This is a genomic window from Jeotgalicoccus halotolerans (genome assembly GCF_003387165.1).
Taxonomy (GTDB): Bacteria; Bacillota; Bacilli; order Staphylococcales; family Salinicoccaceae; genus Jeotgalicoccus; species Jeotgalicoccus halotolerans.
This window is the reverse complement of sequence record NZ_QUMW01000016.1, coordinates 73,814-94,674: the sequence shown is the minus strand read 5'-3', so window position 1 is coordinate 94,674 and position 20,861 is coordinate 73,814. Positions and strand designations below refer to the sequence as shown.

The window sequence follows — 20,861 nt, the reverse complement described above, 5'->3', positions numbered from 1 at the left end:
ATGGTATAGATTAATAAGTGGAGGCGAAACAATGGCAGATTTTGAGTTAGTTTCTAAATTTGAGCCGGCTGGTGACCAGCCTCAAGCAATTGAAGAATTAGTAGAACAAATCAATTCCGGACAAAGACACCAGACACTGCTTGGTGCGACAGGTACCGGTAAAACATATACGATGAGCCAGGTTATTCAGAGAATCGGCAAGCCGACTTTGATTATTGCACATAACAAAACACTGGCAGGACAATTATACAGTGAATTTAAAGAATTTTTTCCGAATAACAGAGTGGAATATTTCGTCAGTTACTATGACTATTTCCAGCCTGAAGCATACGTGCCGAGCACGGATACGTTTATCGAAAAAGATGCATCGATTAACGACGAAATCGATAAACTGCGACACTCCGCAACAAGTTCCCTCTTTGAAGGAGATGACGTTATTGTTATTTCTTCAGTCAGCTGTATTTACGGGCTCGGTAATCCTGAAGAATACCGCGATCTCGTTGTCAGTATCCGGACGGGAATGGAACTTGACCGCAACCAGTTTTTACGTAAACTTGTAGACATTCAGTATGCCCGCAACGATATCGACTTTAAACGCGGAACGTTCAGAGTGCGCGGAGATATAGTAGAAGTATTTCCGGCATCACGTGATGAACAGTGTATACGAGTTGAGTTTTTTGGTGATGAGATTGACAGAATCCGTGAAATAGACTATTTAACAGGCGAAGTCTATGCAGAACGCGAGCACTTTGCTATTTTCCCGGCATCCCACTTCGTTACGCGCGATGAAAAAATGAAAGTCGCGATTGAACGCATAGAAAAAGAGCTGGAAGAACAGCTGAAAAAATTCCGTGCCGAAGATAAGCTGCTTGAAGCGCAGCGTTTAGAGCAGCGAACTAATTACGATCTCGAAATGATGCGTGAGATGGGCTTTTGTTCCGGTATCGAGAACTATTCAGTTCATTTAACGCTTCGGGAACTCGGTTCAACACCATATACCCTTATCGACTACTTTAAGGATTTTCTTATTATGATTGATGAATCCCATGTTACAGTACCGCAAATCAGGGGAATGTATAACGGAGACAAAGCACGTAAACAGGTGCTTGTTGACCACGGTTTCAGATTGCCGAGCGCGCTCGACAACAGACCGCTGATGTTTTCAGAGTTCGAGGAGAAAGCAGAACAGCTGCTTTATGTCTCGGCCACACCGGGACCTTATGAAATCGAACATACGAAAAAGATGGTCGAACAGATTATCCGTCCGACAGGTCTGCTTGATCCGACGATTGATGTCAGACCATCCGAACATCAGATCGATGACTTGATGGAAGAAATTCAAGGGAGAATAGAGAAAAATGAACGCGTGCTGATTACTACGCTGACGAAGAAAATGTCAGAAGACTTAACGACATATTTAAAAGAAGCGGGTATTAAAGTGCAATATCTGCATTCTGAAATTAAGACGCTGGAACGTATTGAGATACTCCGTGAACTCCGTATCGGTACTTATGATGTGCTGGTCGGGATTAACCTGCTCCGTGAAGGTCTGGATATTCCGGAAGTATCGCTCGTTACGATTCTCGATGCAGATAAGGAAGGTTTCCTCCGTTCCGAACGCTCGCTGATTCAGACAATCGGACGTGCGGCGAGAAACAGCAACGGGCACGTTATTATGTACGCAGATAAAATTACGGATTCGATGCGGTATGCACTCGATGAAACGGCGAGACGCCGCGAAACACAAATTGAGTTTAATGAAAAACACAACATTACACCGACGACAATTAATAAAGAAATCCGCGACGTCATCAGTGCTCATATAGATATTAAAGAAGATGATAAGACGAAGAAAAAATCTGCTACGAAGAAACTGACAAAATCAGAACGCGAAAAATTGCTTGAGAAACTGGAAAAAGAAATGAAAGAAGCTGCAAAAGACTTAGACTTTGAAACAGCTTCTGAATTAAGAGATGCAATATTTGAGATTCAGGCAGAAGGGTGAGTTACATGAAAAATCCATTCATCAGCATTAGAGGTGCGAGAGAGAATAACTTAAAAGGAATAGATTTAGATATTCCAAGAGACCAGCTCGTCGTGATGACGGGCTTATCCGGTTCGGGTAAATCGTCCCTTGCTTTCGATACTGTATATGCCGAAGGCCAACGGCGTTATGTCGAGTCGCTCAGTTCATACGCGCGTCAGTTTTTAGGACAGATGTCGAAACCGGATGTCGATACGATTGAAGGACTGTCGCCGGCAATATCGATCGACCAGAAGACGACGAGCAACAACCCGCGGTCGACAGTATCAACGATTACGGAAATATACGACTATCTGCGCCTTTTGTATGCACGTGCAGGAACGCCGTACTGTCCAATTCACGGCATCGAAATTTCATCCCAGACTATTGAAGAAATGACAGATATTATTATGCAGCTGCCAGACCGGAGCCGTATTCAGGTGTTCGCACCGGTAATGCGCGGCAAAAAAGGCCAGCACAAAAAATTAATTACTGATTTAAGCAAGGAAGGCTATGCACGTGTCATTGTCGATGGTGAAATGTATGACATTGAAGAAGTGCCGGAACTGAGTAAAAATAAAAAACACGATATCGACGTTGTTATAGACCGGCTCGCAGTCAGGGAAGGAATTGAATCCCGTTTATCTGATTCGCTGCAGGTTGCCCTTCAGAAATCCGGCGGTAATGTAACGATCAACGTTATAGACGGAGAAGACCTGCATTTCTCGGAAAACTTTTCATGTCCGGAGTGCGGCTTTACGATTTCTGAACTTGAACCGCGGCTGTTTTCTTTTAATGCACCATACGGTGCTTGTGTAGAGTGTGACGGCCTTGGCATGAAGATGTCGGTCGATGAATCACTCGTTGTGCCGGAAGTTAATCTTTCACTAAATGATGGTGCAATTACTACATGGCAGCCGATCAGTTCGACATATTATACGCAGCTGTTAACTCAGGCAGCTGAGTATTACGGCATCGACATGACTGTACCGTTCAAGGATTTAAGTAAAAAAGAAAAAGATATTATTCTTAACGGCGGCAGCGATGAAATTAAATTTAAATTTGCTCAGGACAACGGAGTAGTCCGCGAACGGAAAATGGCATTTGAAGGTGTCCTGAAAAATATCGAAAGACGCTATAAAGAAAGTCCTTCTGAATATACGAGAAATGTTATGAGCCAGTATATGAGGGAAATCGAATGCAAACGCTGCGGCGGCTACCGTCTGAACGATGAAGCACTTGCGGTTAAAGTAAACGGTGCGCACATCGGACAAGTTGTAGAACGTTCAGTTAAGGATGGCATCGACTTTTTCGATCATATCTCTTTATCCGCTCAAAACGAAGAGATTGCTGAGCCGATTTTAAAAGAAATAGACAGCAGACTGTCATTTTTAAGAAACGTCGGTCTCGATTATTTAACATTAAACAGAAAAAGCGGTACGCTGTCGGGCGGAGAAGCGCAGCGGATCCGTCTGGCAACACAGATTGGTTCGCGCCTCAGCGGTGTGCTCTATATTCTGGATGAGCCATCCATCGGACTGCACCAGCGCGACAATGAGCGTTTAATCAATACGCTGAAAGATATGAGAGAACTCGGCAACACTCTGATAGTTGTTGAACACGATGAAGATACAATGCTTGCGAGCGATTACTTAATCGATATCGGTCCGGGTGCTGGGGAGCACGGCGGGAAAGTCGTGTCTTACGGTACTCCTGAAGAAGTAATGGCGGACGATAATTCCTTAACTGGACAGTATTTAAGCGGCAAGCGTGAAATTGCCCTGCCGGAAAACTACCGTAAACCGGATAAGAAAAAAGTGTTCAAGATTAAAGGCGCACGTGAGAACAATCTGAAAAATATCGATGTCAATATTCCTCTCGGTGTGCTGAATCTCGTTACAGGTGTTTCAGGTTCGGGCAAGAGTACACTGATTAATGAAATTCTGTATAAGAGTCTTCATCATCAGCTGTATAAAACGAAAGAAGTGCCGGGTGAGCATGACAAAGTCGAAGGTATTGAGCATATCGATAAAATTATCGATATCGACCAGTCGCCAATCGGCCGGACGCCGCGCAGTAACCCTGCAACGTATACAGGCGTCTTTGATGATATAAGAGATGTTTTCGCTCAGACTAATGAAGCGAAAGTCCGAGGCTACCAGAAAGGGCGTTTCAGCTTCAACGTTAAAGGCGGCCGCTGTGAGGCGTGCAGAGGCGACGGTATACTGCGTATAGAAATGCATTTTCTGCCGGATGTTTTTGTGCCGTGTGAAGTATGTCACGGAAAACGTTACAACAGAGAGACTCTGGAAGTTAAATATAAAGACAAAAGCATAGCAGATGTGTTAAAAATGACAGTAGAAGAAGGATACTATTTCTTTGAAAATCTGCCTAAAATTAAACGTAAAATCAAAACACTCGTCGATGTGGGACTTGGGTATGTGCGTCTTGGCCAGCCGGCAACAACCTTGTCAGGCGGTGAAGCGCAGCGTGTTAAACTTGCGAGCGAGCTGCACAGACGTTCTAACGGTAAAACGCTTTATATACTTGATGAACCGACAACCGGCCTGCACTCGGAAGATATTAAAAACTTAATCGGCGTCATTCAGCGTCTCGTTGACCAGGGGGATACCGTGGTCATTATCGAACATAACCTCGATGTCATCAAGGTTGCTGATCATATAATTGATCTCGGGCCGGAAGGCGGCGAGGGTGGCGGAAACATCGTTGTCAGTGGTACAGTAGAAGATGTAATTGCCAATGAAAACAGCCACACGGGACATCATCTTAAGAAGTGGTTAAACAGAAACCATTAGGAGGTAATATCAGTGGAAAGCAAAGAACGCATTTTAAAAATGCTTGAAGAAGGCAAGATAACTTCGGAAGAGGCAATTGAACTGATGTCGGCTTTAAACGCGAAGTCAGCACCGGAAAATAAAGAAACGGATCAGCAGGCGGATCGTGAATCATCCCGTAATCCGGAATCAGGCGGCCTGTTCGGCGACTATGTCGGCCAGTTTGTAGATGAGTTTAATAAGTACGTTAACAAAGACAAGGTAAACGATACGTATACGAATGTTAAAAGTAAACTCGGCAGCGGGCGCCAGACAAAACAGCTGTTTGACGGTTTGGAGAAAGCATTTGATTCGGTCGGTTCATCTTTTGATTCGGTATTTTCACAAGGCCCTAAAAACCGGCTTATCGAAACAGTTGAAACGCCGTTTAACAGTATTTCATTAGATATTGCCAACGGCAATGTAGAGCTGATTCCAGCTGAGCGTACAAATGTTGTAAAATTCGAAGTGACACCGTTTTACCGGAAACTCGATACGAAAAAAAATTACTTTCAGGATATAATATGTGAAGTCAAAAATGACGAACTTGTTATCGTGTCAGATGTTAAGTCTGCGCGTGTCAACGTCGTGATTGAAGTAACTGAAGAAACACTGAGACGTATTATTTTATCGACATCAAACGGGAATGTTAAAATCGCTGATAAATCATTCACTGATTTAACTGTCGATCTCCTGAATGGTGATATTGAACTTGCCCAGGTCCAGGCTAAAAATGCTTTCCTCCGCACGTCAAGAGGGAATATTAAAGTATCCGAAGGACAGTACAAAGGCATCGAGATCGTCTCTATGCTCGGTACTATTTTAACGGATAATCTGGATGCGAAAACTATCGATATTTCTTCAAACGGTTCGGTTAATATCGCACTTAAGAAAGAAACTGAAGAAGCCACTATTAATTCAAATATGGGCAGCATTAATATCAGTGTGCCTAGCGGCAGGGAGCTTGAGGGCCGTCTGTCTACAGTACTCGGACAGATTAATTATCCGCCTGAACTCGATGCACGCTATATGAAACAGCAGGACATCGGTTTTAAAGAACTAATGCTGGTGAATAATACAGACGAAGCTGGAATGTTCCTGGAAGTGGGAACGAAAGTCGGCAGTGTAACCCTGCACCGCAGTTAAAAAATAATAACAAGTAAAGGGCTGGCAAATGCCAGCCCGTTTTTTGCTATAATACAGGTAACGGTAAATGATAGAAAAGAAGCAGGCCGGATGGAGGTGCAGCGATGCTGCTGGTAAAAGATTTAGTCGAAGAATACAACTTAAAAATATGGGGCGGCAACACAGGACTTGATAATGAAATTTTAAGTTTTGACTTGTCGCGGCCCGGACTGGAAATTGCGGGATATTTTTCCCATTACTCGTCTGACAGAGTACAGATACTCGGCATGACGGAAATCTCATTTTTTGAACGTGTGCTTTCAGAGTCAGAGCGTGAAGATCGCGCGAAGCGGCTGTGCAGAAAAGAAACACCGTGTATTATCGTCACCCGCAGCCAGCAGCCGCCGCTTGAATTAATCGAAGCGTGCAACCAGACAAACACAGTGCTCTTGATTACGGAAGATAATACGACAAACTTTACGAGCCGGATTACAACGTATCTTGAGAAAGAGCTGGCGCCGGAAACGAATATGCACGGTGTTCTGGTCGACGTCTACGGAATAGGTGTGCTGATTACGGGCGAAAGCGGAATCGGTAAAAGTGAGACGGCGCTTGAACTCGTTAAAAACGGCCACCGGCTGGTTGCGGATGATAACGTTGAAATTAAAGAAGTGACAAAAAATGTGCTGATGGGATCCGCACCTGAACTGATTCAGCATCTTCTTGAAATACGCGGACTCGGCATTATCAATGTGATGACTCTGTTCGGAGCCGGATGCATTCTCACAGAAAAACGTATTATGCTGAATGTACACTTGGAAAACTGGACGGATAATAATACATATGACCGTCTCGGGCTCGAAGATAAAAAAATCAGCATTTTAAATTCCGAAGTGACAAAAAAGGTCATTCCGATCCGCCCGGGCCGAAGTCTTGCAGGCATTATCGAAGTCGCTGCCATGAACCACCGTCTGAATCAGATGGGGCATAATGCAGCAGTGGAATTTAACGACCGGCTGAACGAAAAAATCAAAAATAACGGAGGCAGCTTATGATGATTTTGAACTCCGCCATCGATCCAGTGGCGATATCTCTCGGACCGCTGTCCATTCACTGGTACGGTATTATTATATTAACCGGAATGATACTTGGATATTATCTGGCAAACAGGGAAACGATAAAAAAAGGTTTGCCAGAAGATTTATTTATGGATTTAATGATGTATATCATTATCTTTTCACTCATCGGTGCGCGTCTTTACTATGTCTTCTTTAATCTGGATTATTACTTTTTTAACCCCTTCGATATTATAAAAGTATGGGAGGGCGGTATGGCTATTCACGGCGGTCTGATCGGCGGCTTCCTTGCCGGTCTGATTTATACGAGGGTAAAAGGCTACAGCTTTTTCCAGGTAGCCGATATTGCGGCGCCGAGTATACTGCTTGGCCAGGCTATCGGCCGCTGGGGCAACTTTATTAATCAGGAAGCTCACGGCGGACCTGTTTCAAGAGAATTCCTTGAGAATTTAATGATTCCGGAATTTATAATTAACCATATGAATATCGGCGGCACTTATTATCATCCGACCTTTTTATATGAATCTGTATGGAGTATTATCGGCGTAATTATATTATTATTAATACGTCCAAAATTACCGCTCGGCCACACAGTACTCATTTATTTGATATACTATTCAGTCGGCAGGTTCTTTATCGAAGGCATGCGTACCGACAGTTTAATGATTGGGGATATCCTGAGAACAGCCCAAGTGATTTCGGTAATAACGATTATCGGTGGATTGGTGATAATGATTTACCGGCAGCAAAAATACGATTTGCCGAAATACGGCAGCATCTACGGCAACTATGCAGCTAAAGATAAACCAAAACATATAAAGAAATCAACTGCAGTCAATAAGAAGAAAAAAAGGAAGAAGTAGCATGAGGAAATTAACCCGGCATACGGGCTTTAAAATTAATCCGCTGTGGCATCTGTACCGCACCGTTTCCTTAGTTAAAGTGGCTAAAAACTTTATCGTTATAGAAGCGGGACGCTTTATGCCGTCGACTAAACTGAAACATAAGCTGTACCAGAGCGGCCTGAAGATGGAGCTCGGCAGACACGTGTCATTTGCATATAAAGCAATGCCTGATTTAATGTTTCCGGAGCTAATTACAATCGGGGAGAACTCAATAATCGGCTATAATGCGACGATACTGACACACGAATATTTAACGGATGAATACAGAATCGGCAAAGTCGAAATCGGTAAAAATACGATGATCGGCGCAAATTCAACAGTATTGCCGGGTGTTAAAATCGGCAGCGGTGTAAATGTCGGCGCAGGCACGGTGGTCTCAAAAGATATTCCCGACAATGCACTCGTCTACGGCAATCCGATGAAAATAAGGGAGAGATCAGAATGACGGATAAAAAAGTAATCTCTCTCGATCAAAACGGAGAGCATTACTACAGGCAGGGTATTAAGAAAAGACAGCAGAATAATAAAAAAGAAGCACTCCGGCTGTTAAAAAAAGCACACGATAAAAACCCGAATAATATGGATTATTTATCGGAATATGTTTATGTTATGGCTGAGAACGGGTTCGGCAACGAAGCTGAACATTTAATTATCGAAGCGTTCGTGAAAGATGATTTCGATACGGAGTATTTTTATATATTAAGTCAGATTAATATTATTAAGCACGACGCGAATAAAGCATTTTTATACGGCGTGCAGTATTCGACTTACCGGCCGGAAACAGGTTACGGTGATACGCTTGAAGAAATGTTCGATGTTGAAGTCGACGATGAGGAAGAACTTGAAAAAGAGGCTGAGCGGTTTATTGGCCAGCAGATTTTCCAGCATTTATTTATGAATGCCAAAGTAGGAGAGTCGCTTACTTATCTTGATTCGCTGCCGGTGGAAATTCAAGGAGAGCGCGAATTCAGAAACTTAAAAGCGATGGCCTATTTGTTTTTAAATAAGTTTGAAGAAGCTGAGACGCTGCTTGAACAGCTGTTGGAAGATGATCAGACAGATATGCATGCACTCAGCCATATGACGCTGCTTCACTATCATACCGAGCGGTTTGATAAATACGATGCCTATTTAAAAAAACTGGAGGTCGTCGAACCGCTCGATGATGATGCGCGTTTTAAAGTCGGGCTCGTCCTGAATTTCCTGCAGAAATATGAGCACTCATATAAACTATTGTTCCCGCTTTACAAGAAGCAGAAAATAATTAATTTCCAGCTGCTCCATGCGCTCAGTTTTTCGAGTTATTATCTCGGTAAGCATGAAGAATCTGAAATGTACTGGACGCGTATGCAGAATTTCCATCCGGTAGACGAGCAGTTCAGCCCGTGGAAGAAGCAGGAAGCGGCTGAAGAAATACTCGAACTGGAAAAAATGTATCTGCACGATGAAGATCAGCACAAACGTCTGCTCGCCTTGTATTTAATCAGTAAAGTCGAACCCCGGGAAGCGATAATCGGTTTATCGATATGGGATCATATTGAAGAACTTGATGATTATGAAAAGCTCTATGTGACCTTTTTATTCCAGGGACTGAAGCTGGTCCGCCTCGGCCGGATGCATATTGGGCTCGAATTACTTTACGACCAGTCTTTCAGAGATGAAGAAACACTCCTGATGTGGATTAATGTTTTTCACGACCTGTATGAAAAGCATAAGGAATTTGACGACATTGAAAGTCATACGGCAGCAGCGCTGTATTTGTACCCGGCAGGCCGGAAGCTGACTAAAAAAGGGCTGGCTGAAATGTTTAATACGACAGTTTACAGGCTGAATAAAGCGATAGACAGAATAAAGCAGATATAATGATTTACGGGTCAAAAGACTATATAATTGTATGTAGCAATTTCTTAAAGGAGAACGATTATGGAAGAGAAAACGATTTATGATGTAGTAATAATCGGCGCGGGACCTGCCGGTATGACAGCAGCAGTCTATGCGTCGCGTGCAGAACTGAAAACAGTCATGCTTGAACGCGGTGTGCCCGGCGGACAGATGGCAAACACGGAAGAAGTTGAAAACTTCCCCGGCTTCAGCATGATTACAGGGCCGGAATTGTCTTCTAAAATGTTTGAACACTCGCAGAAGTTCGGTGCAGAATACAAGTACGGCGATATTAAAAGTGTTGAGCTCGACGGAGACATTAAAATACTGAAAACTTCGTCTGAAGACATTCACACAAAAAGCGTTATTGTTGCAACAGGCGCAGAGTATAAAACTATAGGCGTACCGGGCGAAGATCTGCTTCGCGGACGCGGTGTCAGCTACTGTGCAGTATGTGACGGCGCCTTCTTTAAAGAGCGTGAACTTGTCGTTATCGGCGGCGGAGACTCGGCTGTTGAGGAAGGGGTATTCCTGACGAAATATGCGAGTAAAGTGACAATTGTTCACCGCCGCGATGAGCTGCGTGCTCAGAAGATTTTACAGGACCGCGCCTTTAAAAATGAAAAAATCGACTTTATCTGGGATACAGAACTGCAGTCAATTAATGGCGACAGCCGCGTGGAATCAGTAACGCTGAAAAATAAAAACACAGGTGAAACGTATGACTTCAATGCAGACGGTGTATTTATCTATATCGGAATGCTGCCGCTGACAGCACCGTTTAAAGATTTAGGCATTTTAAATGAAGAAGGCTACATCGTCACAAACGAAGAAATGGAAACAGAAATTCCAGGCATCTTTGCAGCGGGCGATGTCAGAGAGAAATCATTACGCCAGATTGTCACAGCGACAGGCGACGGCAGTCTTGCAGCGCAAAATGCCCAGGGCTACCTTGAAAAACTCGAAGACAGTGAGTAATTAATAGAAGAAATTCCCCCGGAAGGGGGTTTTTTCGTAACGTTATCCGTTATAATATAAATGAACGGCAAGAGTGAAATTAAGTAAATTTGAGGGTGTGCTTTATGAAAAATTTAATCATAATTACAGGGATGAGCGGTTCAGGAAAATCTGTTGCACTGGAAGCGATTGAAGACACAGGTTATTTCTGCATCGACAATCTGCCCCCGATCTTTATCCCAAAAGTCGTAGAATTAATGGAGTCCACCGACGGCAAGATGAACAAAGTCGCACTCGGCATCGATCTGCGAGGGAAAGAATTTTTTGATGATTTAATCCAAAAACTGGAAACGGTTCTTAATAATGAAAGTATTATGCTGCGCATCGTCTTTCTCGACACGGATAATGAGAGACTCGTCAGCCGCTATAAGGAGACGCGCCGTTCCCACCCGTTAAACGAAGGCGTGTCGCTGCTTGAAGCAATAAAAAAAGAACGTGAACTGCTGGATGATTTAAAAGGACGGGCATCCGTCATTATCGATACGACGGAACTTTCTCCGAAAGAGCTGAGAGACCGTATTTTCACTTTATACAGCGGGGGCCGCGAGCAGTTTTTTGCCGTTAACGTGCTGAGCTTCGGATTTAAGCATGGCATTCCCATCGATGCGGACTTGATGTTCGATGTCCGTTTTCTGCCGAATCCATTCTATATTCCCGAGTATCGCCCGTTAACCGGACTCGACAAAGAAGTTTATGATTATGTAATGAAATGGCAGGATTCCGATACGTTTTACGAAAAACTGTATGATATGATTAAATATTTAATTCCTCAATATATAAAAGAAGGTAAATCCCAACTGACGATTGCTATCGGGTGTACAGGCGGACAGCATCGTTCTGTTGCTCTGTCCGAACGTCTTGCAAAAGATCTGCTGGAGAAGTTCGCATTTTCGATTAACACGACCCACCGCGATGCGATGATTGAAGGTAAAGTCCATGAACAAGATTAAAATCGCCATAATCGGCGGAGGTACAGGTCTCGCTGTTTTATCGCGCGGCTTAAAAAAATATCCTGTGGATATTTCTGCTATCGTATCGGTGGCAGATGATGGTGGGTCAACCGGAATTATCCGCGATCAGATCGATATGCCTGCGCCTGGAGATATCCGAAACGTTATGTCAGCTTTAAGCGAAGTCGAAACGAAACTCGAGCATCTGTTCACTTACCGTTTTAAAAAAGATGAAATATCGGGTCATTCCCTCGGTAATTTAATGCTCGCTGCCATGTATGATATCAGCGGGGATTTCGCAACTGCCGTCAGCGAGCTGTCTAAAATACTGAACGTTAAAGGAACCGTGATTCCATCGACGAATGTCAGTCCGAAACTCGCTGCAAGAATGGCTGATGATTCAATTATTATCGGCGAGAGCTATATTCCGAAAGTGAAAAAAGAGATTAAAGAAATGTATTTAATACCGACGAATATCGATGCGACACCGGCTGCTGTTGAAGCAATACTGGAAGCGGATATTATCGTGCTCGGTCCGGGCTCGCTGTATACGAGCATTATTCCGAACCTGCTGCCAAAAGGGATAAGAGAAGCTGTTTCAGCATCGGACGGCATTAAAGTATATGTTTCAAATCTGCTCGAGCAGCCGGGTGAAACGATGGGCATGTCCGCATTTGATCATCTCTCGGCAATTGAAAAACATTTGAAATCGCGGGAGATTGACTACGTTATTTTAAATGAACGGGACGTCTATGAAGAAATGGCGGAAACGTATAAAAACAGAGGCGTCCAGATTATTAAAAGCGAGCGGGATAAACTGGAAGAGCACGGTGTAAAAATCATTACAGATGATGACCTGATTATCGTTGATGAAGAGCGGGTTGTCCGTCATAATAATGAAAAGCTCGCTGAAATTATATACGACATTGTAATTGATGAATCGGATACATTGAAGTATTAGGGAAGATTTTGAAAGGAAAGTGGTAGCATGTCATTTGCTTCCGAAATGAAAAATGAATTAACGAGAATCGAAGTGGATGAGTGCTGTATGAAGAGCGAACTGTCGGCGCTGATTAAAATGAACGGCGCAGTCAGTTATTTTGACGGACAATGGGTTATCAATGTTCAGACTGAAAATGCTGCGATTGCGCGCCGTATCTTTTCGTTAATTAAAAATGTATATAAGATAGAAATTGATCTGCTTGTCAGAAAAAAGATGAAGCTTAAAAAGAACAACGTTTACATCTGCCGCATTAAGAAAGAATCTAAAGAGGTATTGGAAGATTTGAAGATTTTTTCAGGCGGTGTGCTGACAAATACGATTACGGATGAAATTACAGAAAAGGAATGCTGCAGACGCAGTTATTTAAGAGGTGCTTTCCTTGCCGGCGGTTCGGTAAATAATCCGGAAACATCAGCCTATCATCTTGAGATTGCTTCGCTGTATGAAGAACATGCAGAAGCAGTGACGAAGCTTATGAACCGCTATGAATTAAATGCTAAATATATCGACCGGAAACGCGGCTATATTATTTATTTGAAAGAAGCTGAAAAAATTGCGGAGTTTCTGAGTTTAATCGGGGGCTACCAGGCGCTGTTAAAATTTGAGGATATACGTATCGTCAGAGACATGAGGAACTCGGTGAACCGGCTCGTAAACTGCGAAACCGCGAACTTAAATAAAACGATAAACGCAGCAATGCGCCAGGTGGAAAATATTAAATTTATCGATGAGGAAATCGGCATCGATGAACTGCCGGAGCGCTTAAGAGAAGTGGCGCGCATTCGTGTCGAACATCAGGATATGACATTAAAAGAAATCGGTGAAGCCGTATCTACCGACACAATTTCCAAATCAGGCATCAACCACCGGCTGAGAAAGCTCGACGAAATTGCAGATAAACTGCGGAGTGGAGAAGAACTGGTGTTTTAAGCAAAAAGAGGCATCCGAAAGTATTCGGATGCCTCGTTTGTCTTTGAAAGCGGCTGTGAAGCCGGCATTTACAGTATATAATCTTTTTATCCGCTGTATATATTCTCCATCGCCTGTTCGAGAGTAGGATATAAATATTTAAAGTCATTGTTCATCAGTACACGTGGATGAACTTTCTGGCCTTCCGTGACAAGAAGGGCACGTTCGCCAAGGACTTTATCAATCAAATAAGCCGGCGTTTTAAAAAAGTTCGCTTTGCCGAGCACGGCACTTAATACTTTGGAGAACTCGCGCTGTCTGACCTGCACAGGGGCGGTTATATTAACCGGACCTCTGATGTCCTGATTGAAACCGATAAAGAGGAGCGCATTAACGACATCATCGATATGAACCCAGGAATACCATTGCCTGCTGCTTCCGATATCACCGCCGATATTTGCTTTATACAGCTTTTCCATGGCAGGAAGGGCACCGTTGTCTTTATCAAGCACCAGACCGAAGCGGGAAAACACAACACGGATGCCGAGGGATTCGATATTCGCTGCGGCTGCTTCCCATCGATTGACAACATCCGATAAAAAGTTCGTCGACGACAGCTGATCAAATTCATCGTACTCCACAATTTCACTTGTAGGATAGTAGCCGACAGCGCTCGCATTTATAAAGGCGAGCGGCTTAATACCCGACTTTTGAAGCCAAAGGAAAAGTATGCCGGTTATGTTCAGCCTGCTCGATAAGATTAAGTCTTTATAGTCTTCCGTCCATTTTTCATTCAGAGAGGCTCCTGCGAGATTATAGATTAGATCAATACTGCCGGGAAGCTCGTCAGTCCAGTCCAAATTGTTAAAATTACTGTCATCGTATTTAATATAATGTATATAAGGGTGTTCGCTCGTTTGTTCCCTGCGCGTTAAAATGTAAACGTGATGGCGGTCTTTCCGAAATGCCTGTGTCAGTTTTGTACCGATGAAACCAGTGCCGCCTGTGATGAGAATGTTCAAATGCTTCGACCTCCCAATACATGTGTTTCTTTCATTTTAATTGAAAAGGGAGTTTAAGTCACGTATGTGACTTAAACTCCCTGTAAGAGACTATTTTATTTTTCAGGTTCCATAACGTGGTCGATTAAACCGTATTCTTTAGCTTGTTCTGCTGTCATGAAATTATCGCGGTCAGTATCTTTTTCGATTTTTTCAAGCGGCTGTCCAGTGCGCTCTGCTAAGATCTTATTTAATTTCTCGCGAGTTTTTAAAATGTGTTTCGCAGCAATCTCAATTTCAGTAGCCTGGCCCTGAGCTCCGCCGAGCGGCTGGTGAATCATAATTTCTGCGTTCGGAAGCGCGTGGCGTTTTCCTTTAGCACCTGCTGTTAACAGGAATGAGCCCATCGATGCTGCTAGTCCCAGACTGATTGTCTGTACATCCGGCTTAATGTGCTGGATTGTGTCATAAATTGCCATGCCGGCAGTAACGCTTCCGCCCGGTGAGTTAATATAAAGGTAAATATCTTTTTCCGAGTCTTGTGCCTGCAGGAATAACAGCTGGCTGACTACCGAGTTTGCAACGTTATCATCGATTGCACTTCCGATCATAATGATTCTATCTTTTAAAAGTCTTGAATAAATATCGTAAGCACGTTCGCCACGATTTGTCTGTTCAATAACCGTAGGTATTAAATTCATAATATTGCCTCCTGTTTTGGTGAACTAATTTATTTTATATTATATTTATAACACATTAGTCAAATAAGGTCAAAAGAAAGAGCTTCATCTGATAACCACTTAATCATATTATTTAATTATGCAATTCGTCAATAATTAGTCTTTATTCCTGACGGTTTCCTTGCTATAATGAAATGTGCTTAATTTTTATTATTCTACCCCCGTGGTGTAATGGATAACACGTAAGATTCCGGTTCTTAAGATGGGAGTTCAATTCTTCTCGGGGGTGCTAAAAAAAGAGGTGGGACAGTTGTCGGTCGAAGAACTTGAAACAGTCGACAAACCTGATGACAGTTTAGACGAAGACTTTGTCCGCAAAGTCTTCTATGTCTGTTTAAACAGCGGGAAAATTTTACTCGAAAGCGGTGCGGAGACGTATCGGATCGAAGATACGATGATCCGCATGGCAGGCAATTACGGTATCGGCAACGTTCAGGTCTTTGTCACAACAACAGTAATTATTCTGTCGATGAATGATTACGCTTTGTCCCAGACAATCAGAATCGATGAAAGAGCAAATAATCTGCAGAAAGTCGTAAATATTAATGACTTATCTAGGCGTATTACTAAAGGATTGCCCATAAGAGATGCGATTGACAGTATAGAAAGTATCCATGAAACGAAAATGTTTCCTTTTTGGCTGATCGTTTTCACCGGCGGAATGGTCGCTATTATGTTCCTGCTTCTGTTTGGCGGCGTCGCGGGCGATATACCGGTCGCAGCTGCTGGCGGTATGGCGGGTGTACTGATTACAGAAAGTATTCAGCGCTATACTAAAATTAAATTTTTCAACGAATTTTTCGCAGCGTTTTTTATCGCTGTGATTTCTGTATTGTATGTAGACTACGGTCCGGGAACAGAACTCGAGACGATTATTATCGCCGCAGTCATGCCGCTCGTTCCTGGAGTGCTCATTACCAATGCGATACGGGAAATGATACGGGGACACTTGATGGCAGGCACGATGAAAGGTGCAGAGGCATCGCTTACAGCAATTGCGATCGGCGCCGGAGTCGGCCTCGTATTCATGGCAGTCTAGGAGGGGAACAATGTTATATGCAGTTCAATTTATACTTAGTTTCTTTGCCTCTGCAGGATTCGGGATATTGTTCAATGCTCCAAGCAGGACAATATTTGCTGGCGGTTTAAGCGGAGCTTTCGGCTGGCTCGTATACTTTACCGCAACCCAGTATGAAATACAGCCGGTCATCGCATCTTTTTTAGGAGCGATTATGCTGACTGCTCTGTCGATTGCGAGTTCCCGTAAATTAAGGGCGCCGGTAATTATATTTATTACATGCGGAATTATTCCCCTTGTGCCCGGCGGTATAGCTTACAATGCCATGCGCAGCGTGGTGCTGCAGAATTACGATATGGCACTTGCCTACGGTTTTCAAGTAGCTCTTGTGTCGCTGGCAATTGCTATGGGGATAATTTCAACCGAGATGATAGATTCATTAATCCAGACGCTGAAACGTAAAATTAAAAATATGCGGAAGAAAGAGGCTTAACCAATGCTTAATCTTACTTATTACACACGAGATAATTGTCATTTGTGTAATGAAGGAAAACTGCAGCTCAGACTGGCATTGTCTGAACTGAGAGATAACGTAGTGAAACTGACCGAAGTGAATATCGATAACGACGACAAACTGCAGGAAGAATACATGGTGCGCATACCCGTTTTAAGCGACGGTGGCAAAGTGATTCAAGAAGGCGTTTTAGATTTTGTAACTATATATGATTACGTAAAAGATAATTATAAATAATGATAACCGGGAAGCGGCGGACTTAAAATGTCTGCCGCTTTTTTAATGCAGCTGTGCTTAAAATATTTTTAATGTTTTAATAAGCGAGCGACATATGTATAATTAAAGTGAATATAAATTTGGAGGCGCATCCATGAAGAAGACTCTGGAAGATGTTGAATTAAAAGGCAAAAAGGTATTGATACGGGCAGATTTTAATGTACCGATGAAAAATGGACAGATTACGGATGATACCCGTATTAAAGCTGCTGTAAAAACAATTTCTTACGTTTTAGCTAAGGGCGGAAAAGTAATTTTATTTTCGCACCTTGGACGAATTAAAACTAAAGAGGACAAACGTGAATATTCTCTTGCTCCGGTTGCTGACTACTTAAGCGATCTGATGGGCAAAGAAGTGCTGTTCAGCGATAAAACACGAGGCAAGGATTTGGAAGAAGGAATTGCCGGAATGAAAAACGGAGAGATTCTCCTCGTTCAAAATACACGCTATGAAGATCAGCACGGCTCAAAAGAAAGTAAAAACGATCCGGTGCTCGGCAAGTATTGGGCATCGCTCGGCGATATCTTCGTCAATGATGCATTTGGCACAGCCCACCGCGAGCATGCGTCAAACGTCGGAATCAGTGAGCATATGCCCACTGTATCCGGATTTTTAATGCAAAAGGAAATCGAATTTCTCGGCGGTGCAGTCGATCAGCCAAAATCACCGTTCGTGGCCATCCTCGGCGGAGCGAAGGTATCCGACAAAATTAACGTAATTGATAACCTGCTGAATAAGGCTGATAAAATTCTTATCGGCGGTGGGATGGCAAATACATTCCTGAAAGCACAGGGACATTCAATCGGAAAATCATTAATTGAAGAAGACAATATTAAAATTGCTGAAGAGCTATTGAAAAAAGCGGACGGGAAATTAGTGCTGCCTGTCGATGTTGTTGCAGCCTCAGAATTTTCAAATGAAGCGGAGCACCGCACTGTACCGGTCGAAGAAATTCCGGATGATATGATGGCTCTTGATATCGGCGGGGAAACGGTTAAATTATACGAGAAAACACTCAAAGATGCGAAAACAGTTGTCTGGAATGGACCGATGGGCGTTTTTGAAATGTCCAATTTTGCAGCGGGGACAGTCGGTGTCTGCCAGGCGATTGCGAATCTTGAAGATGCGGTTACTATTATCGGCGGCGGCGATTCGGCCAGTGCTGCGCAGGTCCTTGGATTTGCTGATAAATTCAGCCATATTTCAACCGGTGGCGGCGCATCGTTAGAGTATTTAGAAGGTAAGGAATTGCCGGGACTGAAGGCAATTGATAATGCTGAGGAGGAGTAAGTCATATGCGCACACCATTAATTGCGGGTAATTGGAAAATGAACATGACAGTTCAGCAAGCAGGAGCTTTTGCCGATGAACTGTTAAAAAATAATCTTAAAGAAGGTGTTGAAGCGGCTATTTGTGCGCCCTTTATCGACCTGCCGGTACTTGCCGGGAAATTTAAAGAGACGGATATCAAAGTCGGTGCACAAAATGTGTACTTTGAAAAGAGCGGTGCTTTTACAGGGGAAATCTCCGCGCCTATGCTTCGTGAACTTGGAATGCACTACGTTATCACAGGACATTCTGAACGCCGCGAGCTGTTCGGAGAGACTGACAACGACGTAAACAAAAAGTCCCGTGCTGTACTTGAAGCAGGCATGACGCCGATTATCTGTGTCGGTGAGACTGAAGAAGAGCGCGAGAGCGGACAGTATACAGCAAAAGTTGCAGGACAGGTGACAGCAGCGCTTGAAGGGATTTCACCTGAATCAGCAGGCGGGCTCGTTATCGCTTATGAACCGATTTGGGCGATCGGCACTGGAAAAAGTGCAACGAGCGACGATGCTGATGCGATGTGCCGTTCGATCAGAAGCGAAGTTGAAAAGCTTTATGATAAGAACACAGCAGACCGCGTGCGTATTTTATACGGCGGTTCTGTTAAACCTGCAACGATCGAAGAGCTGATGTCAAAAAGTGATGTGGACGGCGCCTTAGTCGGCGGTGCTTCACTGAAGCCTGAAGACTATACAGCACTGATTGCTGGAGCGGCCCAATGACTAAACCTGCTGCCTTAATTATTCTTGACGGTTTTGCAGAACGCGATGAGACTTTCGGCAACGCGATTGCACATGCAGATATGCCGAATTTTAACAGATATAAAGATGAATTCCCGCACGCAAGTTTAAGAGCGTGCGGTCTTGATGTGGGCTTGCCCGAAGGACAGATGGGCAACTCCGAAGTCGGGCATTTAAATATCGGTGCAGGGCGCGTTGTATATCAGAGTTTAACGCGTATTAATAAAGCGATTAATGATAGTGATTTTCATGAAAATGAAGTGCTTTTAAGTGCACTGAAACATGCCAAAAGTCATAACAGCAAACTGCATATTATGGGACTTTTAAGCGATGGCGGCGTGCACTCGCATTACGGACACTTGTTTGAAGTGTTGAAAATGGCAAAAATCAACGGCCTTGCCGATGTATTCGTCCACGGATTTTTAGACGGGCGCGACGTGAGTAAAGCCTCGGCCTTGACTTACATAGAAGAAACAGAGCGACAGTTCAATGAAATCGGAATCGGCCAGTTCTCAACGATCAGCGGGCGCTACTATGCGATGGACCGCGACCAGCGCTGGGAACGGGAACAGCTGGCCTATGATGCACTCGTGCACGGCAGAGGCAAGATTTTTCCGACTGCGTCCCACGGAGTAGAGGAAAGTTATTCTGCCGAGGTGTTTGATGAATTCGTCGAGCCGTTTATCGTTAATGAAGGGAACGCTATCGGTGAAGACGATGCCGTTATATTTATTAACTTCAGACCGGACCGCGCAGCCCAGCTCTCGGAAGCATTCACTGCGCCGGAATTTAAGGGCTTTGACCGCGGCGGAACAATTGATAATCTGAAGTTCGTTACATTTACAAAATACAGCGAAGCAGTACAGGCAGATGTTGTTTTCGATAAAGTGGACCTGGTTAATACACTTGGCGAAGTTGTATCAGCTTCAGGAAAAACGCAGCTGCGCATTGCGGAAACAGAAAAATATCCGCATGTGACATACTTTATGAACGGTGGACGCCACGAAGAATTCAAAGGTGAATCGCGTATTTTAGTCAATTCACCGAAAGTGGGGACATACGACCTGCAGCCGGAAATGAGTGCTTATGAAGTGACGGATCAGCTGCTCCGCGCTCTCGACGAACCGCTGGATATGGTAATTTTAAACTTTGCGAACCCGGACATGGTCGGCCACAGCGGCATGCTTGAACCGACGGTCAAAGCGCTGGAAGCGGTCGACAAATGTCTCGGTAAAGTAGTCGATAAAATTATTAGCTTGGGAGGGACCGCGGTAATTACTGCAGACCACGGGAACGCAGATGAGGTCGTGACACCTGCAGGAGAACCGATGACCGCGCATACGGTCAATCCGGTGCCCGTCATTGTGACAGACAAATCGGTCTTGCTGCGTGAAAACGGGCGTTTATCAGACTTAGCACCCACTATGCTTGATTTAATGAATCTTAATCAGCCTGAAGATATGACAGGTAAGAGCCTTTTAATTAAAAATACGTTATAATAAATTCGAACTTAACTAAT

General features: G+C 43.7%; 19 protein-coding genes and 1 tRNA gene. 18 read left to right on the top strand and 2 right to left on the bottom strand.

All coding sequences use genetic code 11. From position 1 onward, the window contains the following. Positions 1–31: 31 nt before the first annotated feature. The 11 genes from uvrB to whiA all read left to right on the top strand — a co-directional run bounded on the left by uvrB (position 32) and on the right by whiA (position 13,744). Positions 32–2,005, top strand: a complete 1,974-nt coding sequence (gene uvrB, locus DFR63_RS11185) for an excinuclease ABC subunit UvrB (protein WP_115886030.1) — start codon at positions 32–34, stop codon at positions 2,003–2,005. 5 nt (positions 2,006–2,010) lie between these two features. Next, complete coding sequence (gene uvrA, locus DFR63_RS11180; protein ID WP_115886029.1) at positions 2,011–4,839, top strand: excinuclease ABC subunit UvrA; 2,829 nt, start codon at positions 2,011–2,013, stop codon at positions 4,837–4,839. 12 nt (positions 4,840–4,851) lie between these two features. Then, complete coding sequence (locus DFR63_RS11175; protein ID WP_115886028.1) at positions 4,852–6,003, top strand: DUF4097 family beta strand repeat-containing protein; 1,152 nt, start codon at positions 4,852–4,854, stop codon at positions 6,001–6,003. A gap of 104 nt (positions 6,004–6,107) precedes the next feature. Next, positions 6,108–7,037 carry an HPr(Ser) kinase/phosphatase gene (gene hprK / locus DFR63_RS11170; RefSeq protein ID WP_115886027.1) on the top strand — a complete coding sequence of 310 codons (930 nt, stop codon included), beginning with the start codon at positions 6,108–6,110 and terminating at the stop codon, positions 7,035–7,037. Next, entirely contained in the window at positions 7,034–7,921 is an 888-nt protein-coding gene (gene lgt / locus DFR63_RS11165) for a prolipoprotein diacylglyceryl transferase (RefSeq protein WP_115886026.1), read from the top strand. The genes hprK and lgt overlap by 4 nt, the downstream gene beginning before the upstream one ends. 1 nt (position 7,922) lies before the next feature. Continuing rightward, complete coding sequence (locus DFR63_RS11160; protein WP_115886025.1) at positions 7,923–8,408, top strand: acyltransferase; 486 nt, start codon at positions 7,923–7,925, stop codon at positions 8,406–8,408. Next, positions 8,405–9,826, top strand: coding sequence for a tetratricopeptide repeat protein (locus DFR63_RS11155; protein WP_115886024.1), 1,422 nt, complete (start codon positions 8,405–8,407; stop codon positions 9,824–9,826). Before DFR63_RS11160 ends, DFR63_RS11155 begins: the two co-directional genes overlap by 4 nt. Positions 9,827–9,886: 60 nt before the next feature. Further along, complete coding sequence (trxB, locus tag DFR63_RS11150; protein ID WP_115886023.1) at positions 9,887–10,822, top strand: thioredoxin-disulfide reductase; 936 nt, start codon at positions 9,887–9,889, stop codon at positions 10,820–10,822. A 104-nt stretch (positions 10,823–10,926) separates the two neighbouring features. Then, entirely contained in the window at positions 10,927–11,811 is an 885-nt protein-coding gene (gene rapZ, locus DFR63_RS11145) for an RNase adapter RapZ (RefSeq protein ID WP_115886022.1), read from the top strand. Next, a complete protein-coding gene (locus DFR63_RS11140) occupies positions 11,798–12,772 on the top strand; it encodes a gluconeogenesis factor YvcK family protein (RefSeq protein ID WP_115886021.1) in 975 nt (324 codons plus the stop codon). Before rapZ ends, DFR63_RS11140 begins: the two co-directional genes overlap by 14 nt. Before the next feature lie 27 nt (positions 12,773–12,799). Continuing rightward, entirely contained in the window at positions 12,800–13,744 is a 945-nt protein-coding gene (whiA, locus tag DFR63_RS11135; protein ID WP_115886020.1) for a DNA-binding protein WhiA, read from the top strand. Between the two features lie 86 nt (positions 13,745–13,830). Here whiA and DFR63_RS11130 read toward each other — a convergent pair whose 3' ends face one another. Continuing rightward, positions 13,831–14,745: a TIGR01777 family oxidoreductase gene (locus DFR63_RS11130; RefSeq protein ID WP_115886019.1), complete on the bottom strand. Its 915-nt coding sequence runs from the start codon at positions 14,743–14,745 to the stop codon at positions 13,831–13,833. 95 nt (positions 14,746–14,840) lie between these two features. Then, positions 14,841–15,425: an ATP-dependent Clp endopeptidase proteolytic subunit ClpP gene (clpP, locus tag DFR63_RS11125; protein WP_115886018.1), complete on the bottom strand. Its 585-nt coding sequence runs from the start codon at positions 15,423–15,425 to the stop codon at positions 14,841–14,843. A gap of 196 nt (positions 15,426–15,621) precedes the next feature. Between clpP and DFR63_RS11120 the strand changes: the two genes are divergently transcribed. From DFR63_RS11120 to gpmI, 7 genes are all read left to right on the top strand, one after another. After that, positions 15,622–15,693: transfer RNA gene (locus DFR63_RS11120), tRNA-Arg, on the top strand. Positions 15,694–15,705: 12 nt separating this feature from the next. Beyond that, positions 15,706–16,503 carry a threonine/serine exporter family protein gene (locus DFR63_RS11115; protein WP_245954181.1) on the top strand — a complete coding sequence of 266 codons (798 nt, stop codon included), beginning with the start codon at positions 15,706–15,708 and terminating at the stop codon, positions 16,501–16,503. 10 nt (positions 16,504–16,513) lie between these two features. Beyond that, on the top strand, positions 16,514–16,975 hold the full coding sequence (locus DFR63_RS11110; RefSeq protein ID WP_115886016.1) for a threonine/serine exporter family protein: 462 nt from the start codon (positions 16,514–16,516) through the stop codon (positions 16,973–16,975). Between the two features lie 3 nt (positions 16,976–16,978). After that, entirely contained in the window at positions 16,979–17,233 is a 255-nt protein-coding gene (locus DFR63_RS11105; protein ID WP_115886015.1) for a glutaredoxin family protein, read from the top strand. Positions 17,234–17,366: 133 nt separating this feature from the next. Next, on the top strand, positions 17,367–18,563 hold the full coding sequence (locus DFR63_RS11100) for a phosphoglycerate kinase (RefSeq protein WP_115886014.1): 1,197 nt from the start codon (positions 17,367–17,369) through the stop codon (positions 18,561–18,563). 5 nt (positions 18,564–18,568) lie between these two features. Continuing rightward, complete coding sequence (tpiA, locus tag DFR63_RS11095) at positions 18,569–19,324, top strand: triose-phosphate isomerase (protein ID WP_115886013.1); 756 nt, start codon at positions 18,569–18,571, stop codon at positions 19,322–19,324. Further along, positions 19,321–20,841: a 2,3-bisphosphoglycerate-independent phosphoglycerate mutase gene (gene gpmI / locus DFR63_RS11090; protein ID WP_115886012.1), complete on the top strand. Its 1,521-nt coding sequence runs from the start codon at positions 19,321–19,323 to the stop codon at positions 20,839–20,841. The genes tpiA and gpmI overlap by 4 nt, the downstream gene beginning before the upstream one ends. Positions 20,842–20,861: the final 20 nt, after the last annotated feature.

What these genes read in the sequence shown, in the direction of transcription:
- uvrB (WP_115886030.1), top strand. Translation starts at nt 32, where the DNA reads ATGGCAGATTTTGAGTTAGTTTCTAAATTTGAGCCGGCTGGTGACCAG.
- uvrA (WP_115886029.1), top strand. Translation starts at nt 2,011, where the DNA reads ATGAAAAATCCATTCATCAGCATTAGAGGTGCGAGAGAGAATAACTTA.
- hprK (WP_115886027.1), top strand. Translation starts at nt 6,108, where the DNA reads ATGCTGCTGGTAAAAGATTTAGTCGAAGAATACAACTTAAAAATATGG.
- lgt (WP_115886026.1), top strand. Translation starts at nt 7,034, where the DNA reads ATGATGATTTTGAACTCCGCCATCGATCCAGTGGCGATATCTCTCGGA.
- DFR63_RS11160 (WP_115886025.1), top strand. Translation starts at nt 7,923, where the DNA reads ATGAGGAAATTAACCCGGCATACGGGCTTTAAAATTAATCCGCTGTGG.
- DFR63_RS11155 (WP_115886024.1), top strand. Translation starts at nt 8,405, where the DNA reads ATGACGGATAAAAAAGTAATCTCTCTCGATCAAAACGGAGAGCATTAC.
- trxB (WP_115886023.1), top strand. Translation starts at nt 9,887, where the DNA reads ATGGAAGAGAAAACGATTTATGATGTAGTAATAATCGGCGCGGGACCT.
- rapZ (WP_115886022.1), top strand. Translation starts at nt 10,927, where the DNA reads ATGAAAAATTTAATCATAATTACAGGGATGAGCGGTTCAGGAAAATCT.
- DFR63_RS11140 (WP_115886021.1), top strand. Translation starts at nt 11,798, where the DNA reads ATGAACAAGATTAAAATCGCCATAATCGGCGGAGGTACAGGTCTCGCT.
- whiA (WP_115886020.1), top strand. Translation starts at nt 12,800, where the DNA reads ATGTCATTTGCTTCCGAAATGAAAAATGAATTAACGAGAATCGAAGTG.
- clpP (WP_115886018.1), bottom strand. Translation starts at nt 15,425, where the DNA reads ATGAATTTAATACCTACGGTTATTGAACAGACAAATCGTGGCGAACGT.
- DFR63_RS11110 (WP_115886016.1), top strand. Translation starts at nt 16,514, where the DNA reads ATGTTATATGCAGTTCAATTTATACTTAGTTTCTTTGCCTCTGCAGGA.
- DFR63_RS11105 (WP_115886015.1), top strand. Translation starts at nt 16,979, where the DNA reads ATGCTTAATCTTACTTATTACACACGAGATAATTGTCATTTGTGTAAT.
- DFR63_RS11100 (WP_115886014.1), top strand. Translation starts at nt 17,367, where the DNA reads ATGAAGAAGACTCTGGAAGATGTTGAATTAAAAGGCAAAAAGGTATTG.
- tpiA (WP_115886013.1), top strand. Translation starts at nt 18,569, where the DNA reads ATGCGCACACCATTAATTGCGGGTAATTGGAAAATGAACATGACAGTT.
- gpmI (WP_115886012.1), top strand. Translation starts at nt 19,321, where the DNA reads ATGACTAAACCTGCTGCCTTAATTATTCTTGACGGTTTTGCAGAACGC.